At 65.5% G+C, this 14,790-nt stretch carries 20 protein-coding genes; 6 read left to right on the top strand and 14 right to left on the bottom strand.

The window, feature by feature from the left end:
• Positions 1-200 precede the first annotated feature (200 nt).
• Both RISW2_RS21280 and RISW2_RS21275 read right to left on the bottom strand, forming a co-directional pair.
• Positions 201-665 (bottom strand): DUF411 domain-containing protein, encoded by a 465-nt coding sequence (locus RISW2_RS21280; protein WP_425277803.1) that lies wholly within the window; start codon positions 663-665, stop codon positions 201-203.
• Positions 666-696: 31 nt separating this feature from the next.
• Positions 697-2,985, bottom strand: coding sequence for a heavy metal translocating P-type ATPase (locus RISW2_RS21275; protein WP_051492250.1), 2,289 nt, complete (start codon positions 2,983-2,985; stop codon positions 697-699).
• A 143-nt stretch (positions 2,986-3,128) separates the two neighbouring features.
• Here RISW2_RS21275 and RISW2_RS21270 point away from each other — a divergent pair, with 143 nt between their 5' ends.
• The 5 genes from RISW2_RS21270 to RISW2_RS21250 all read left to right on the top strand — a co-directional run bounded on the left by RISW2_RS21270 (position 3,129) and on the right by RISW2_RS21250 (position 6,261).
• Positions 3,129-3,557, top strand: a complete 429-nt coding sequence (locus tag RISW2_RS21270) for a MerR family transcriptional regulator (protein WP_043774848.1) — start codon at positions 3,129-3,131, stop codon at positions 3,555-3,557.
• Positions 3,557-3,880 carry a YnfA family protein gene (locus RISW2_RS21265; RefSeq protein ID WP_043774844.1) on the top strand — a complete coding sequence of 108 codons (324 nt, stop codon included), beginning with the start codon at positions 3,557-3,559 and terminating at the stop codon, positions 3,878-3,880. The genes RISW2_RS21270 and RISW2_RS21265 overlap by 1 nt, the downstream gene beginning before the upstream one ends.
• A 68-nt stretch (positions 3,881-3,948) precedes the next feature.
• Positions 3,949-4,743, top strand: coding sequence for a transglutaminase-like domain-containing protein (locus RISW2_RS21260; RefSeq protein ID WP_084615515.1), 795 nt, complete (start codon positions 3,949-3,951; stop codon positions 4,741-4,743).
• 218 nt (positions 4,744-4,961) lie between these two features.
• On the top strand, positions 4,962-5,927 hold the full coding sequence (locus RISW2_RS21255) for a cation diffusion facilitator family transporter (protein ID WP_043774835.1): 966 nt from the start codon (positions 4,962-4,964) through the stop codon (positions 5,925-5,927).
• Complete coding sequence (locus RISW2_RS21250; protein ID WP_043774833.1) at positions 5,899-6,261, top strand: SpoIIAA family protein; 363 nt, start codon at positions 5,899-5,901, stop codon at positions 6,259-6,261. Before RISW2_RS21255 ends, RISW2_RS21250 begins: the two co-directional genes overlap by 29 nt.
• A 48-nt stretch (positions 6,262-6,309) precedes the next feature.
• Here the strand turns inward: RISW2_RS21250 and RISW2_RS21245 are convergent, their stop codons facing one another.
• Positions 6,310-7,092: a ZIP family metal transporter gene (locus tag RISW2_RS21245; RefSeq protein ID WP_043774831.1), complete on the bottom strand. Its 783-nt coding sequence runs from the start codon at positions 7,090-7,092 to the stop codon at positions 6,310-6,312.
• Positions 7,093-7,336: 244 nt separating this feature from the next.
• Between RISW2_RS21245 and RISW2_RS21240 the strand changes: the two genes are divergently transcribed.
• Positions 7,337-7,969: a L,D-transpeptidase gene (locus RISW2_RS21240; protein ID WP_051492249.1), complete on the top strand. Its 633-nt coding sequence runs from the start codon at positions 7,337-7,339 to the stop codon at positions 7,967-7,969.
• 67 nt (positions 7,970-8,036) lie between these two features.
• On the opposite strand, the gene RISW2_RS21235 is transcribed toward RISW2_RS21240, so the two are convergent.
• The 11 genes from RISW2_RS21235 to RISW2_RS21190 form a co-directional block, all read right to left on the bottom strand.
• Positions 8,037-8,333, bottom strand: coding sequence for a hypothetical protein (locus RISW2_RS21235; RefSeq protein WP_043774829.1), 297 nt, complete (start codon positions 8,331-8,333; stop codon positions 8,037-8,039).
• Between the two features lie 3 nt (positions 8,334-8,336).
• Positions 8,337-8,792: a DUF411 domain-containing protein gene (locus RISW2_RS21230; RefSeq protein ID WP_043774827.1), complete on the bottom strand. Its 456-nt coding sequence runs from the start codon at positions 8,790-8,792 to the stop codon at positions 8,337-8,339.
• Between the two features lie 3 nt (positions 8,793-8,795).
• A complete protein-coding gene (locus RISW2_RS21225) occupies positions 8,796-10,169 on the bottom strand; it encodes a M23 family metallopeptidase (protein ID WP_043774825.1) in 1,374 nt (457 codons plus the stop codon).
• Positions 10,166-10,792: an SCO family protein gene (locus tag RISW2_RS21220; RefSeq protein WP_043774822.1), complete on the bottom strand. Its 627-nt coding sequence runs from the start codon at positions 10,790-10,792 to the stop codon at positions 10,166-10,168. Before RISW2_RS21220 ends, RISW2_RS21225 begins: the two co-directional genes overlap by 4 nt.
• Positions 10,792-11,256, bottom strand: coding sequence for a copper chaperone PCu(A)C (locus RISW2_RS21215; RefSeq protein ID WP_043774820.1), 465 nt, complete (start codon positions 11,254-11,256; stop codon positions 10,792-10,794). Before RISW2_RS21215 ends, RISW2_RS21220 begins: the two co-directional genes overlap by 1 nt.
• A gap of 32 nt (positions 11,257-11,288) precedes the next feature.
• Complete coding sequence (locus tag RISW2_RS21210) at positions 11,289-11,948, bottom strand: thioredoxin domain-containing protein (protein WP_043774818.1); 660 nt, start codon at positions 11,946-11,948, stop codon at positions 11,289-11,291.
• The gene (locus RISW2_RS21205; RefSeq protein WP_043774815.1) at positions 11,945-12,370 is read right to left on the bottom strand and encodes a disulfide bond formation protein B; all 426 of its coding nucleotides are present in this window, start codon (positions 12,368-12,370) and stop codon (positions 11,945-11,947) included. The genes RISW2_RS21210 and RISW2_RS21205 overlap by 4 nt, the downstream gene beginning before the upstream one ends.
• Entirely contained in the window at positions 12,367-12,972 is a 606-nt protein-coding gene (locus RISW2_RS21200) for an SCO family protein (protein ID WP_051492248.1), read from the bottom strand. The genes RISW2_RS21205 and RISW2_RS21200 overlap by 4 nt, the downstream gene beginning before the upstream one ends.
• 313 nt (positions 12,973-13,285) lie before the next feature.
• Positions 13,286-13,684: a hypothetical protein gene (locus RISW2_RS24755; protein ID WP_156943934.1), complete on the bottom strand. Its 399-nt coding sequence runs from the start codon at positions 13,682-13,684 to the stop codon at positions 13,286-13,288.
• Positions 13,674-14,084 carry a hypothetical protein gene (locus tag RISW2_RS21195; RefSeq protein WP_156943933.1) on the bottom strand — a complete coding sequence of 137 codons (411 nt, stop codon included), beginning with the start codon at positions 14,082-14,084 and terminating at the stop codon, positions 13,674-13,676. The genes RISW2_RS24755 and RISW2_RS21195 overlap by 11 nt, the downstream gene beginning before the upstream one ends.
• 202 nt (positions 14,085-14,286) lie before the next feature.
• On the bottom strand, positions 14,287-14,682 hold the full coding sequence (locus RISW2_RS21190) for a hypothetical protein (protein ID WP_156943932.1): 396 nt from the start codon (positions 14,680-14,682) through the stop codon (positions 14,287-14,289).
• Positions 14,683-14,790: the final 108 nt, after the last annotated feature.

Raw genomic sequence — 14,790 nt, 5'->3', positions numbered from 1 at the left:
GCGTGGAGTTTTTCAACACCATCGGCCCAGACCGGACCTTCACTCTATTACGTTGCCGCATTGCGGCTTTGACCGGAGCGGACATCCGAGAGCAAGCGCAGCATTGTCGCGACGCTGACATGGGATCGCAGATCCTTCCGGAATACGTCGCAACAATGGAATGCTGATCAGGCGAGATGAAAGACTGGCGGTCGCCGAGGTTACGCGGCCTCATATCTGGAGAATACATCCGTGCTGCCGTCCTTCCGCATCAGGAAGACGTCGTAGGCTTCTCGCTGGTATTCGGGCCCCATGCCGGGAGAGCCGTAGGGCATGTCCGGCACGGCGAGGCCGATGGCATCCGGGTGCTCGGCCAGCAGTCGGCGGATGTCAGCGGGTGGCACGTGGCCCTCGATCATGTAGCCTGCGACCTCGCCGGTATGACAGGAGTGCATCGCTTGGGGGATGCCATTCTCCAGCTTGTGCCGGATCAGGAGCGTGCCCATGCTCGCTTCGGTGGTCACCGTGAAGCCGGCGTTGCGCAGTATTTCGACCCAGGCGGCGCAACATCCGCAGTTGCGATCCTTCACGACGTGAATCGTTGGCGCGCTGTCTTGAGCCGCAGCGGCGAACGGCATCATCCCGAAGAGGCTCGTGGCGGAGACGAGCAGGCGGCGGCGAGTCATGTGGGTCATAAGAATGCTCCTCGTGTTCTCTCTAAGTTCGCTCATTGAAGGCAGGCGCCGCGACGCGACCCGGTGTCGCTGATGTCGCGCCACTTAGACCGGGCTGGCCGCCGCGTTCCGGCCGGAAGGCGAGCAGCCGAAGCGCGTTGACCGTCACGAGCACGGTCGCACCGGTATCGGCGAGGATTGCGATCCAGAGGCCGGTGATGCCCATGAGCGTCGTCACCAGGAATACCGCCTTGAGGCCGAGGGCAATGGCGACGTTCTGCCGGATGTTGGCCATGGCCGCGCGGGCCAGACGGATCAGCCCGGGCACGTCGCCGACGCGGTCGCGCAGGATCGCCGCATGCGCCGTCTCCAGCGCCACGTCGGTGCCTGAGCCCATGGCCACGCCGACCTGCGCGGCGGCGAGCGCCGGGGCGTCGTTGATCCCGTCACCCACCATCATCACCTGCGCCGCTTGCCCCAGAGCGCGGACCTCGCGCACCTTGTCTTCCGGCAGAAGCCCGGCCCTGTGTTCGATGCCGAGGCCGTCGGAAATCGCCGCGGCGGTGCGCGCATTGTCTCCAGTCAGCATCACCGGCGCGATGCCCATCGCCCGAAGCTGGCGGACGGCTTCAGCCGCGTCCGGACGCGGTTCGTCGCGCATGGCGATGAGGCCGCAAACGATCCCTTTGCGCCAGACGAGGACGACCGTCTTGCCCTCCGCCTCCAGCGTGGCGGCCTGCGACCGGATCGGTTCGTCCAGGACGCCGGCTTCCTCTGCCAGCCGGGGCGAGCCGACCGTCACCGTCGCGCCGTTGATCACCGCCTCGGCACCTTTGCCCGGAATGGCACGGGCCGCGCTGGAGGTAGGAACCTCGACCCCGTCTGCTTCGGCACGTGCGAGGATGGCCTGGCCAAGAGGATGGCTCGCGCCCCTCTCCACGCCCGCGGCCAGCGCCAGCACGTCCGCTGCCGAGCCTGCGTGCGGCACGATGTCGGTCACGCGCGGCCGGCCGGCCGTCAGCGTGCCGGTCTTGTCGAAGGCGACATGGGTAATCCGGGCGACGGCCTCGATCACCGCGCCGCCCTTCATCAGCAGTCCGTTCCTTGCACCCGCCGAGAGCGCCGAGGCAATGGAGGCCGGAACCGAGATCACCAGCGCGCAGGGACAGCCGATCAGCAACAGCGCCAGCGCCCGGTAGACCCACTCGCCCCAGGACAGCCCGAAGGCGAGCGGCGGGACGATGGCCACGAGCAGCGCCGCACCCACGACCGCCGGCATGTACACACGGCTGAACCGGTCGATGAATCGCTCTGTCGGTGCGCGGGCGCTCTCGGCTTCCTCCACGAGGCGGACGATGCGCGCGATCGTGTTGTCCTCGGCAGACTTCGCGACCCGCACCCTCAGCGCCGCCTCCGCGTTGATCGAGCCGGCGAAAACGGGGCTGCCTGCTTCCTTGAAGCTTGGCACGCTCTCCCCCGTCACCGGGCTTTCGTCGACGCCAGATGTGCCCTCGATCACCTCGCCATCCGCCGGCACCCGGTCACCGGGGCGCACCAGAACGACTTGCCCTATCTTCAGTTTCTCCGCCTGGACTTCACGCGTCCGCCCACCGGTCTCGAGCAGCGCCGTCTTCGGCACCAGCCGGGCCAGGGCGCGAATGCCGTTGCGCGCCCGGTTCGCGGCGACACCTTCGAGCATCTCTCCCACGGCGAAAAGAAAGACGACCAGCGCCGCCTCTTCGGCCGCCCCGATCACCAGCGCACCGCTGGCGGCGATGGTCATCAGCATCTCGATGGTGAAAGGCATGCCGATCCGCGCCATCGCAAACGCCCGCCGAGCGACGGGCACGATCCCGATCAGCGTGGCCAGGACGAACGCCCACTGCGCGATCTCCTCCGAGGCGAGGAGATGGACCGCCCAGGCCGCCGCGAGCAGTGCCCCCGTGCCGAGCACGAGCCGTCCCTTGGACGTGGCGTGCCAGGCGGGCTGCACCTCTTCGGAGGGACGAGGCTGCAGCGCGTCAACAGGGTCGGGAGGAGCGGCATCGGCCCCCGGGAATGCTCCCTCGGGCAGGACGAAGCCGCCCTTGGGCTTCTCCGGAGCGGCGCCCCGCGGAGAGATCCCGTAACCGATGGCCCGCACCGCCTTCTCCACCTGCTCAGGCGTCGACCGGCGCTCATCCAGTGTCAGGCGCAGTCGTTCCGTCATGGGTGCCACATCGATGTCCGACACACCGGGCAACCGCTCGACAGCACCGCGGACCTTGGCGGCGCACGCACCGCAATCCATACCGGTGACGCGCCACTCGATCTGGTTTCCGCCGTCTGCCATTTCTGGTCTCCTGCCGCGTGCGACTCGTTGAGCCGCAGAGATAGGACCTCTACCAACTGTAGGTTCAAGCCCTTCCGGAGAGCAAAAACCTTGTTGGAATCGCTCCCCTATTCTACAGCGACTGTAGATACAGGAGAACTCTCATGCTTGCCATCGGCACCCTCGCGAAACGGACCGGCACGAAAGTGCAGACGATCCGCTACTATGAAGAGATCGGCATCATGCCGGAGCCGGGCCGGACCGAAGGTGGCCAGCGCCGCTATGGCGATGCGGAACTCGATCGGCTGGCCTTCATCCGGCACTCCCGGCAGCTCGGCTTCTCGCTCGACGCGATCCGCGAGCTGCTGGACCTTTCCGACAGCCCCGGCCGGTCCTGCGCCGAAGTCGATGCCATTGCCCAGAGACAATTGCGAGATGTCGAGGCGCGAATCGACCGGCTCGAGGCGCTCCGCGCCGAATTGCACCGGATGATCGCTGAGTGTGGCAGCAACCGGGTTGCGGATTGCCGCATTCTCCAGGTTTTGCGCGATCACGGCGAATGCCTGTCCGATCACGCCAAGGCCGAAACCTGATGCCGGCCACGCTGGTCTATCCCCTGGCCGCCCTTGCCGAGATCGCCGGCTGTTTCGCGGTCTGGGCATGGTGGCGCGGCGCCTCGGTGCTGTGGCTGCTGCCGGGACTCGCGAGCCTTGCGCTCTTCGGCTGGCTGCTCGCGCAGGTTGAGGCCGGCTTTGCCGGGCGGGCCTTTGCCGCCTATGGCGGGGTCTACATCGCCGCATCGCTGCTCTGGATGTGGGCAGCGGAAGGTCAGAGGCCAGACCTCTGGGACCTCGCCGGCGCGGGTCTGTGTCTCGTCGGCGCCACCGTGATCCTCGCGGCTCCGCGGGTCGTGTAGATAGTCCTTGAAGCTATAGCCACTGTAGCAATTACACCGGTCTCGGGACGATTCGAAGGAGACCGGCAATGCCGACCGACACCCCGCTGCTTCAGCCGACGCGGCTGCTCGACTTCACCGCCGGCTCGATTCAGGACCTGATCGACGGCCGAGGCTGGCGTGATCTGGATCAGCACCGCCGCATCGGCGCGGCCTACGACTTCGTCCGGAACCAGATCCGCTTCGGATACAACCGACGGGACGATATCCGGGCGTCCGACGTGCTGGCGGACGGCTACGGCCAGTGCAACACCAAGGCCACGCTGCTGATGGCGCTCCTGCGGGGTCTCGACGTGCCCTGCCGCCTGCACGGCTTCACAATCCACAAGGCGCTCCAGCGCGGGGTCGTGCCGGAGGCGGTCTATGCGCTGGCACCCGCCGAAATTCTGCATTCGTGGGTAGAGGTCCGGGTGGACGGCAGGTGGGTGAACCTCGAGGGCTTCATTCTCGACGCCGACTACCTTGCAGCACTTCAGACGGCCTTCCCGGATCGGCAGAGCCTGTGCGGCTACGGCGTCGGGACTGACGATCTCGGCACGCCGCAGGTCGCCTGGCGTGGCGGTGACACCTACATCCAGAGGACCGGGATCGCGCGCGATCTCGGCCTCTACGACGATCCCGATACCTTCTATCGTGACCACCGGCAGGCGTTCGGACCGCTGCGCGATTGGCTCTATTCCCGTCTGGTGCGTCACTGGATGAACGCCAGGGTCGGCCAGATCCGAGGCGGCAGGGTTCCATCGATCCCGGACCTGCCGGCACCCCATACCGTTCGTCGCCGATCCACACCCCAGCCGGGTGCGTCCTCTTCCCATGAAACGTGAGACCGGGCTCAGGAAATCCTCGGATCGTTTTCGGACTGGTTCTGTCTTCCGGGCTCGGAAACTTTGTCGGAGGAATGGTGACCGAATTTGAGGTGGATCGTCGCGACCTTCGCTGCTTGCTTTTCGCACTGGTCTCCGCCGGATTTGGGACGGTTCCGGTCACCGAGGCTTCCGGAAAGCAGGATGGCGCGCTCCGAAGACGAACAAGGAGATGACAGATGCCCCATGACCACGGCCACGTGCACATGGACCCGGAATCGGGCGACCGGAGAGTTTCCATAGCCATCTGGGCGAATGCCCTTCTGACCGTGGCGCAGATCGTCGGTGGAATCCTCTCGGGCAGCCTCGCCCTCATCGCGGACGCGCTCCACAACTTCTCGGATATGGCCTCGCTGATCATCGCTTTCGTGGCGCGTAAGATCGCGCGGAGGCCCGCAGATGAACGCATGACCTTCGGTTACGGCCGGATCGAGATCGTGGCGGCGCTGATCAACTATTCGACCCTGATCCTCGTCGGATTCTACCTGATCTATGAGGGTGCGATGCGGATGATCGAGCCGACAGAAGTCGCAGGCTGGACGGTCGTCATCCTGGGCGGCGTGGCGCTGGCCGTGGACACGCTGACGGCGCTGCTCACCTACTCGATGCAAAAGGGCAGCACGAACATCCGTGCGCTTTTTCTTCACAACCTGTCAGACGCCCTCGCCTCGGTCGCGGTGATCATCGGCGGAACGCTCATCATCCTTTACGATATGCGATGGGTCGACCCGGCGATCACCATCGGGATCGCGCTCTACATACTCTACCTCGCCCTGACGGAAATTGGCGGGCCGATCCGAACGCTCATGCTCGGCAGCCCGCCCGACATAGACGGCATGTCGGTGGTTGACGCAGTTCGCCATGTCGAGGGGGTCGAAGACGTCCATCATGTGCATCTGTGGCAGATGCAGGAGCACGAGGCGGCACTCGATTGCCACGTGGTTCTGACCGAAGAGGGCTGGTCCCGCATCGAGGCCACCAAGGCCGCTATTAAGCACCGGCTGGAGACCGATTTCGGAATCACGCATTCCAGCCTCGAGTTCGAGAACATCCACCACGCCCATCACGACGCCGAACTTTTCGGCCACCAAGGGGCGAAGAGAAAGGAGGACAACCATGTTCACCGAAACCCTGAAGGATCATGAGGACGTCATCGGTATCGATTCCGACGGCAAGCTCACCGAAGGCGACCTGAGGCGGATGCACGAACTGCTGCATGAAAGGCTGGCCTCGGCCGATTGCTCGGGGCTGGTCGTCGACCTCACAGGCTTCGACGGCTACCAGGGGCTGTCCGCGCTCCGCGAAGACTTGAAGATGGACACCGCACACCGCAATGACTTCTCCCGCATTGCGGTGATCGGCGACAGAAAATGGATGGAATGGGGAACATCGCTTGCCGGCGCGCTCACCCGCGCGGAAATGCAATGGTTTGACAACGGGGAGGCGGAGGCGGCGAAGGCGTGGGCGCGGCAGATGTGATCGAGCGCCACGCGATGACAACCGGCGCGCAGGATGCTCTCCCGTCCCCTAACCCAGCCAGACATCCAGGAAAAGCATGATCACGAGCCCGATCGCGAGCCCCAGTGTCGCCTTGTTCTGGTGCCCGCTGCGGTGGGTCTCGGGAATGATCTCGTGACTAATGACGTAGAGCATCGCGCCCGCTGCGAAGGCGAGCCCCCAAGGCAGGAGCGGCTCGGACAGCGCAATGATGCCAGCGCCCAGCAGCCCGCCGATCGGTTCGACAAGACCGGTCAGCGCGGCGATGCCCCAGGCACGAACCCGGGGATACCCTTCGCCAAGAAGAGAGACAGCCACAGCAAGCCCCTCGGGCGCGTTCTGAAGGCCAATGCCGATCGCAAGCGGTAGCCCGCCTTCTACGCCGCCCGAACCGAAGCCGACGCCCACCGCGAGCCCCTCGGGAAAGTTGTGGATCGTGATCGCGATGATGAACAGCCAGACGCGCCGGAGCGAGGCGGCCTCCGGCCCCTCGCGCCCTGTCTTGAAGTGCTCGTGCGGCAGGCGCTCGTTCATCAGCGCGACCGCTCCCATCCCGAGCAGGATCGAGACGCAGACGATGGCGGCGGGCATCGCGCCGTTCTCGAACATGGGCTCGGCCGCATCCAGTGCCGGGATGATCAGCGAAAAGAACGACGCCGCCAGCATCACACCGGCCGCGAAGCCGAGTGCCATGTCCCGCGTCGACCGCGAGGGCTCCTTGCCGAAGAGGACCGGAACAGCCCCGACCGCGGTCAGGGACCCGGCCGCGAGGCTGCCCAGAAAGCCGAGCGCGATCGGCGAAAGTTCATTCATGATCGCTCCTGACAAAATAAACGGATCGGCTGATTTGTTAGCATTGCGATCTCGCGGTAAAGAAATCGTCGCGGGATTGATCGATATTCAGAGACGTCACACCCACGTGATCGGAACCGACATCCATGCCCTTCGGTTCTATTTCTGGAACGAACCGGCTATAAGCAGAAAACGAAGCAGAGACCCTGAGGTGCAAGTGACCGAAAAGACTACCCGACGCCATTTCATTGTTACGGCCGCCGCAATGTTCTCTGCGCCGATCGCCGGGCCGGTCTTTGCCAGCTCCTGGCCGACCGAAGACCAGAAGGCTGCGTGGGACGCGCAAGTGACGCCACCGGGATACGATCCGGCCACGACGAACCCGTGGGGTCTGCATCCGCGTCTGCTGCCGCAGCGGGTCGAGGCCCGGGCCGGACTCGTTCCGGGGGACATCCACGTCGATGCGACCGCGCGCTACCTCTATCATATCGAGGAAGGCGGAACGGCCATGCGCTATGGTGTGGCCATCGGTCGGGGCGGCCTCTACGAGCCTGGCACCTACACGATCCGCCGCAAGGTGGAGTGGCCGCACTGGACGCCGACGCAGACGATGATCGAGCGGGAACCCGAAGCCTACGCGCAGTATGCCGACGGGATGGAGCCCGGTCCCCAGAACGCACTGGGATCCCGCGCGCTCTATCTCTATGTCGGCGACCGGGACACCTACCTCCGGATCCACGGCACGCCGTCCCCCCGCTCGATTGGCAGTCGGGCCAGTTCGGGCTGCGTGCGCATGGTCATGGCCCATATCAACGACCTCTACGAGCAGGTGGACACAGGAGTGACCGCTTACCTCTACCCGGCTGCGGGCGACGGGCCCGTCACGGCGCACAGCTGACAGGGTTGCGATCCCGGGGAAGATGGCTTTCTTGGGAAAGGGTGCCGTGGCACGCAGGTGGAGACAATCACGCCTCGGGCAAGCGCTGCGTGCAGATCGGTCGTCCGTCCGCCGTTCGGAGCGGAAGCATTGTCGTCTCGACGGGTCCGACGTGGCGGTACCAGTAGCAGCCGTCCTCGGGTCGCAACCGGACAGACTGCAGATCCTGGTAGGGCGCCGCCATGGCGCTCAGCTGGGTCATCACTTCTGCCGAAAGGCCCGTACCCGGGTCTGCGGTTTCGGCGACTGGGACGGCGCAGGCGCCGAGGGCCAGCAAGCTTCCAATCAGCAGAAGCGTCTTGCCGGGCGTGCGCGATCGGATCATGGGTCAATTTCCTTTATAGCTGGCGAAGACCTCCGTCGAGCCCTCGTTTCTGATGAGGAAGACGTCATAGGCTTCCCGCCATCTACCTTGATCCATGCCGGGCGATCCGAGCGGCATCTCGGGCACCGCAAGACCCACCGCGTCGGGACGCTCCGCCAGCAATCGCCGGATGTCCGACGCGGGCACGTGCCCCTCTATCACGTAGCCGTCGACGAGCGCCGTGTGGCAGGAGACCATCCGCGGGGGCACGCCATTGTCGAGCTTGAAGCGCACCAGAAGTCCCGCGAACATGTCCTGCCCGGTCGGCGCGAAACCGTTTTCTTCCAGGTGCTCCATCCAGGCGAGGCAACACCCGCAACCGTTGGTCTTTCGGACCTCGATGGGCGTGGCTTGCGCCAGTGCTTGTGCGGCCGGGAGGAGCAAGAGGGCGAATGCCCAGGTCGCAAGGGATCGTTTCATGGATCAGAGCCTTTCGGTGCTGTCGGGGGTCAGGGCACGCGCGAGGCGTTCCTCGAGACGGGCGCGCGCATCGCTGAGACGGTCGAGGGCCGCGGCGTCATCTGCAGCGTGATCCGCACCTTCGGAAAGGCGGTCGTCCGAAAGGGGGTCGGTCGGACGGCCGTTCACACGCACCTCGTAATGCAGGTTCGGCCCAGTTGCGGTGCCCGTTGCACCGACGCGGCCGATGAGATCCCCTGCCGCGACACGGTCGCCTTGGGATAGCCCGTCCGGGACGGCGCTGAGGTGGGCGTAAAGGGTCGTGGTCTCCGACCCATGCGCGATCTCGACAACACGGCCGTAGCCGCCCCGCGAGCCGACAAAGCTGACGCGGCCCGGTGCGGTCGCGTAGACGGGGGTGCCCCGCGCGGCCGCGAAATCGACGCCCGTGTGCATCCGCACATCGCCGTAAACAGGGTGCGTCCTGCGCCCGAACACGGAACTGAGCCGCGCGCCCTCGACCGGCTGCGCGAAGACGCGCATGACTATGCCATCACGATATATCGTTGCCCGACCCGAGCCATCCTCCGGACAAACGATCTCGAACAGCGTGTCGCCAAGATCGAGCGCCGCGAAGGTCAGGTCCGGCTGGCCGACGATGTCGTCGCTAACCCGTTCCTCGCGCCACATCAGCCGAAGGGTCTCGCCACCCGTCAGGTCGCGCCGGAAATCCACGGCGCCACCCAGCATCTGCGCCAGATCGACCGCGAAGCGGGCCGGAATGCCGCCCGCGTCGAGCGCCGCGAAGACCGAGCTTTCGATGCGGGCTTCACCGGCGAAGTGGACGGTTTCGGGATCGGGGGTGACAACGCGCGTCGCAACCTGCGCGCCAAAGACAGCCTCGATCCGGACGCCGTCGTCCACCTCCAGAACGACGCGACGGGGGCTGCCCTCCGGGGTGGTGATGACGCTCAGGGCATGTCCCGGACGCAAGCGGCGCAGGTCAAACTCTGCCGCAAGTGCAAGCGCCACCTCGGCGCGAACCGGGGCATCGAGACCTGCCTCCGCGAGAACTGCATCGAGCGTCTCGCCCGCGGCGATCTCCCGTGCCCATGTCCGGAGCGAAGGCTCGACCCTCGGAAGCGATGGCGCGACTACCACGGCAGACGGCAGAGCCGGTGGGCTGACCATCGGGGCAACATCCGAACGGGCGAGGGTTGGCGCGAGGACCGGCGCCTCAGTGGACGCCGGCATGGGCATGGCCTCAGGCGTCCAGAGTGCAGCCTCGGCAAGACCGGGCGGAACAGGGTCCCGTGTCCAGGTGCCCGAAAGAGCGAGGGCGGTCGCAGACACGCTTCCCGCCGTCACGAGTCCGACTGCCAGATACCGCAGCTTCATGTCGCCCCCTCCGTTTCTTCTTCCAGCGCCCGGCGGATCTTCGGCACTGCGAACTCCCTCGGTTCGTGATAGTCGATCATGCTGACGAACCCGCCGGCCGCGTCGAACAGGAACACGCTCGCCGTGTGGTTCATGGTGTAGTCGCCGCTGTCGGTCGGAACAAGCTCGTAGCTCGCCCGGAACCCTTCCGCCGCGCGTGCTATCTGATCTTGCGCACCGGTCCAGCCGCGGATCGCCGGATGGAAGTAGCCGACATATTCGGCCATCGCCTCGACCGTGTCGCGGTCCGGATCCACGGTGATGAAGACCACGTTCATCTGCCCGGCGTCCTCGCCGAGCGCATCGAGCCAGCCTGAAATGTCCGACAGTGTGGTCGGGCAGACGTCGGGGCAGAAGGTGAAGCCGAAGAACACCATTGTCGGACGGCCGACCAGGGTCTCCGGGCCAACCGGCTGCCCCTCGTGATCAGTAAGACGAAAGTCCATTTCAGTGAGCGGTAGGGGAAGGCTTGCCACAGCCTCCGGCGCGCCGGGGCCGTCCACCCGCCACCAGCCGACGAACAGCGTCAGCCCCATGGCACCCAGAGCAGCGGCGCCGTATCCAAGAGCCGTTCGGCGCCGCATCAGCCCTCCGGCCCGCGCGCCGCGATTCCGAGGATCGGCACGTCGACTGTCACGTCGCCGCCATCCGAGAAGCTCAGCGTCAGCGGAAAGCTGTCGCCCTCGATCATCGGCTGTTGTAGCTGCATGAGCATCGCGTGCAGCCCGCCGGGCGCCAGTTCCGCGGCTTCGCCGGGGGCGATGGTTATCTCGCCCACAGGCGCCATCGAACTGACACCCTCGGCATTGGTCTTGCTCTCGTGGATCTCCGGCATCATGGCCAGCGGCGTGGAAATGCCGGTCAGCGTGACGGCCTCGTCTCCGGTGTTGTGGATCGTCATGTAGGCCGCGCCGGGGCGGTTGACGCCGATGGAGGCCCGCGCCCACGCGTCATCGACGACCACATCCTCCGAGCCGGCAAGGGCGACACCGGAGGTGAGCGCAAGTGTGGTGAGGGTCGCCAGCATCGGGATGGTGAGCTTGGTCATTCGTAAGTGCCTCCTTGTCGTGCGTGCCAGGGTCACGAGCCGCTCGCGGCCACTTCCTCGGCCACCAGCGCGCGCAGTTCGGCCTCACCGAACGGATCGAGCGGCCGCCCGTTGACGAAGAATGTGGGCGTCTGGCGCACACCCATGGTTTCGACATCGGCGCGGTCCTGGTTCAGGATCGCCACGACGTCCGGCGCCAGCATCTGCGTGCGCGCCGCATCCACATCCAGCCCCGCGGTCGCAGCGACCTCCAGGATCAGCCCCGGAGCCGGCGCGCCATGCGAGGCCCAGCGGGGCTGCTCGCGCAGGAGCGCCTCCATCACGGGCTCGTAGACGTCCTGCATCCGGGCCGCCTCGAGCACGCGGATCGCTTCCCCCGACGCTTCGCCGTGGAACGGCGTGTAGCGGATCGCGACGCGCACCGCGTCGCCATGCTCGGCCATGATATCCTTGACCACCGGATAGAAGGCGCGACACGCCTCGCAGGCGGGATCGAAGAACTCCACGATGGTGACGGGGGCATCCTCGGGTCCGAGGATCGGGGAGTAAGACCGCAGCAACGCCTCGCTCTGTTCGGGCGGGACCGTCGCGGTTGCGGCGACGGACGCAGGACGTGTCGTGAACCAGGCCGCTGCGGCGAAGACGGCAACGGCGACGGCGACAACGGAGAGCATGAGAGCGCGACGGTTCATGAGCGCGGGTCCTTCAGAGAGAGGGCCGACAGGCTCGCGGTGAGCGTGAAGGCGACAAGCGACAGGAGCGGGATCGGAACCCCGAGGATCAATTGATTGGCGTCGGTGCAGGAGGGGCCGGTCGCCGTGCAGGGCTGGATGGGCTCCGGGATGATGCCGACGTAAAGGCCCATGTGCCAGAGCGCGACGGCCCCGCCGCAGAGGCTGAGCGCCACGCCATAGCGTCCGACGCGGGCGTCTTGCCACCACAGGCCAAGGCCCAGAACGATGGGCAGCGGGAACATGAATGCGCGCTGGTACCAGCACAGCAGACAAGGCATCTGGCCCAGCACCTCGCCGATGAACAGCACCGAGAGCGTTGCCACGAGCGCCACCACCCAGGCGGCAGTCAGAGCCGCTTCTCCCGTCAATCCCCGATTCATCCGGCGACGCGCCCCCTCAGATCGGCAAGGATGTCCTCGGCCGGCGTGCCGTAGCTCCAGGCTTTCACGTAACCGCCCGTCGGGTCGAACAGGAAGAGCTGCGAGGAATGACCCATCGTGTAGCCGCCGGGCGCCGCGGCCTCCTCGACCTTTTCGTAGAAGATGTGAAAGCTGTCGGCGGTCCGGTCGATCTGGTCGGGCGTTCCGGTCAGGCCCACGATCCCGGCCTCGAACCTCGGCACGAAATCCGCGAGGACCGACGGCGTGTCGCGCTCGGAATCGATGGTGATGAAGAGCGGCTGAACCTGCGCCGCATCCTCGTCCAGCCCGTCCATGACGGCGGCGACCTCGGCCAGTGTCGTCGGGCAGACATCTGGGCAGTTGGCGAAGCCGAAGAAGACCAGCATCCAGCGGCCCGCGTAATCCTCCTGCGTGCGAACTATACCGGTGTGATCCGTCAATTCGAAATCCGCACGAAACGCAGGCTCGCCCTCCGCGGCCTGGTCGGCTCGATAGTCCGCCCAGAGCAGCAACCAGACGAAAGTCAGCGCCGCAACGCCGACGAGCGCCCAGAGGATCTTTTGAAGAAATGTCAGTCGCAATGCGCGTTGCCTGCCTGTGATTCTTGATTTTGTGGTCGTGTACACCCTCAAGCTACTGGAGGTTCAACCCGCTTGTTCAGTTGTCACGGCAACTTTACGGATGACCGCTTTTCCAACGCATCACCACGAATTTGCGCTTGCAGAGAAAGTCCGGAGTCCGCCCATTTTGGCGATGTGAGCGAGGGCGCAGGTACGATCCATAGCCCTGTCGAACGGTGGATGGGACTCGCGCACCTGACCGGCACAGTCTGTGGAGGTTCCGAGAAAAAAGGGGCGGCACATGCCGCCCTTTGCTTCTTGTGTCCGTGCTCGTTTACCGCGCTCGCCAGCTACGCAGTGCCGCTTCGATGCGCCCATAGGCCTGCAGCATCTCGTGGTGCGAGTGCCTTCTGTCGCAGCATTGGTGGGCGTAGGTATCCGCGCCGGTATGTCTTATCTCATAGCTGAGTGCGAGGAACGCTTCGCGTGCCGCCGGGCTTGGCGGATCAGGATGTCTTGGGGACGTCATCACCGTGATGCCTGCGATCTCACGGCCGCATTGGACGTAGTGCCGGTCGATCCAGACGAGGGCCGACGGTAAGCGGTACTTCTGGACCAGCCAAAGCGTGACATCGCAGATGTCCTGCTCGAGACCGAATTCCTTCGGATAGACACTCAGGCGGCGCTGTCTCGCGATCTGCAGGGCACATCGCGGTGCGGGCTTACCCGGCATGGCGGAACCTCGCGAGCAGTTCGCTGACGCGCGCGCCGTGCCATCGTGTCATGTCAGATGCCGGCAGGCTGCGCTCATGGCTGATCCGATCGAGCGCGGAGGGTGCTTGCTCCGACAGAATGCGACGGATGTCGCGCAGCGCCTGTTCGACGGCATCGGCATCCGGGAACCTTTCGGAGATCGCACCGTGCAGATCGCAGAGAGCGTCGAACCCGCTCCGGTCGTCGAGCGCATCCAGGAGGTCGCAGAGACCAGCGCCGTGTCGGCGCAGGTGATCCTCTGTCGCTGCCACTGCGTTGAAGCGAGCCTGGCTGGCGTCGAGTTTGGTGGAGTTGAGCATGATTTTCTCCCTTTCATGCATGAAGAACGGTGCTGGTGGTGCCTGATTCATCGGCGTCATGGTCCGTGCGTCGCGGGGGAGAGATGGGTCGGGCTGGCTCCTTTCGGTTGGTGACTTGCGCGGGTGTCTTGTTCTGATGACGAGGACATTGGCCATTCTCCGGGAGCACGAAGGAAAAAGTGGCAGGCTGGCCGATTTTCCTTGTTGAGCGGCTTCGTCATGCCGGCCGCCGCGCTGGACGCGGGGCGGCCGGGGGCGAGCATCAGAAGATCCGGCTGACTTCGCGTGGAGTGATCCCCGCGCCACGCAGCACATCATCGAGACCGTCAGCGAGCAGGCAGAGTTCGGTCACGATCGGGTCCTCGGGCTCGAGGAGGTCGAAGCATCCTTCATTGCCCCACTCATCTTCACCGGCCTCATCGAGGAAGAGGATCGCGCGCAGCTGGAGAAGCAGGCGCCGGAGACGGTGGGTGATCGACCCGGGCTGTTCCAGGCCGTCGCGGATCGCGTTGAGGAGCCGCGCGCCGCGCCGGTCTGCGAGCAGAACGGCTGCATTGCCGAGCGCCTCGTCGTGATGAGAGAAAAATTCCCTCAGTGCCAGCTCGCCGGCCGACATCGAGCGGGCTTCCTGGCCGGTGGTAACTCTCGAATGAAACATGGAGACCTCCTTGTGATTGTTTCGTCCGGGCTTCGTCCCGGGTCAGGAAGGAATGGAGGTCCTTTGCGCTGTCCGTCGCTGCGTCTCTGGTCTTGCCCCCGTTTCATC

Source organism: Roseivivax isoporae LMG 25204 (assembly GCF_000521865.1).
Lineage (GTDB): Bacteria > Pseudomonadota > Alphaproteobacteria > Rhodobacterales > Rhodobacteraceae > Roseivivax > Roseivivax isoporae.
The sequence above is the reverse complement of the archived record's forward strand: the minus strand, read 5'-3'. Positions and strand labels throughout refer to the sequence as shown.

Coding starts and splice junctions, on each gene's coding strand:
- RISW2_RS21280 (WP_425277803.1), bottom strand. CDS start 665: ATGACTCGCCGCCGCCTGCTCGTCTCCGCCACGAGCCTCTTCGGGATG.
- RISW2_RS21275 (WP_051492250.1), bottom strand. CDS start 2,985: ATGGCAGACGGCGGAAACCAGATCGAGTGGCGCGTCACCGGTATGGAT.
- RISW2_RS21270 (WP_043774848.1), top strand. CDS start 3,129: ATGCTTGCCATCGGCACCCTCGCGAAACGGACCGGCACGAAAGTGCAG.
- RISW2_RS21265 (WP_043774844.1), top strand. CDS start 3,557: ATGCCGGCCACGCTGGTCTATCCCCTGGCCGCCCTTGCCGAGATCGCC.
- RISW2_RS21260 (WP_084615515.1), top strand. CDS start 3,949: ATGCCGACCGACACCCCGCTGCTTCAGCCGACGCGGCTGCTCGACTTC.
- RISW2_RS21255 (WP_043774835.1), top strand. CDS start 4,962: ATGCCCCATGACCACGGCCACGTGCACATGGACCCGGAATCGGGCGAC.
- RISW2_RS21250 (WP_043774833.1), top strand. CDS start 5,899: ATGTTCACCGAAACCCTGAAGGATCATGAGGACGTCATCGGTATCGAT.
- RISW2_RS21245 (WP_043774831.1), bottom strand. CDS start 7,092: ATGAATGAACTTTCGCCGATCGCGCTCGGCTTTCTGGGCAGCCTCGCG.
- RISW2_RS21240 (WP_051492249.1), top strand. CDS start 7,337: ATGTTCTCTGCGCCGATCGCCGGGCCGGTCTTTGCCAGCTCCTGGCCG.
- RISW2_RS21235 (WP_043774829.1), bottom strand. CDS start 8,333: ATGATCCGATCGCGCACGCCCGGCAAGACGCTTCTGCTGATTGGAAGC.
- RISW2_RS21230 (WP_043774827.1), bottom strand. CDS start 8,792: ATGAAACGATCCCTTGCGACCTGGGCATTCGCCCTCTTGCTCCTCCCG.
- RISW2_RS21225 (WP_043774825.1), bottom strand. CDS start 10,169: ATGAAGCTGCGGTATCTGGCAGTCGGACTCGTGACGGCGGGAAGCGTG.
- RISW2_RS21220 (WP_043774822.1), bottom strand. CDS start 10,792: ATGCGGCGCCGAACGGCTCTTGGATACGGCGCCGCTGCTCTGGGTGCC.
- RISW2_RS21215 (WP_043774820.1), bottom strand. CDS start 11,256: ATGACCAAGCTCACCATCCCGATGCTGGCGACCCTCACCACACTTGCG.
- RISW2_RS21210 (WP_043774818.1), bottom strand. CDS start 11,948: ATGAACCGTCGCGCTCTCATGCTCTCCGTTGTCGCCGTCGCCGTTGCC.
- RISW2_RS21205 (WP_043774815.1), bottom strand. CDS start 12,370: ATGAATCGGGGATTGACGGGAGAAGCGGCTCTGACTGCCGCCTGGGTG.
- RISW2_RS24755 (WP_156943934.1), bottom strand. CDS start 13,684: ATGCCGGGTAAGCCCGCACCGCGATGTGCCCTGCAGATCGCGAGACAG.
- RISW2_RS21195 (WP_156943933.1), bottom strand. CDS start 14,084: ATGACGCCGATGAATCAGGCACCACCAGCACCGTTCTTCATGCATGAA.
- RISW2_RS21190 (WP_156943932.1), bottom strand. CDS start 14,682: ATGTTTCATTCGAGAGTTACCACCGGCCAGGAAGCCCGCTCGATGTCG.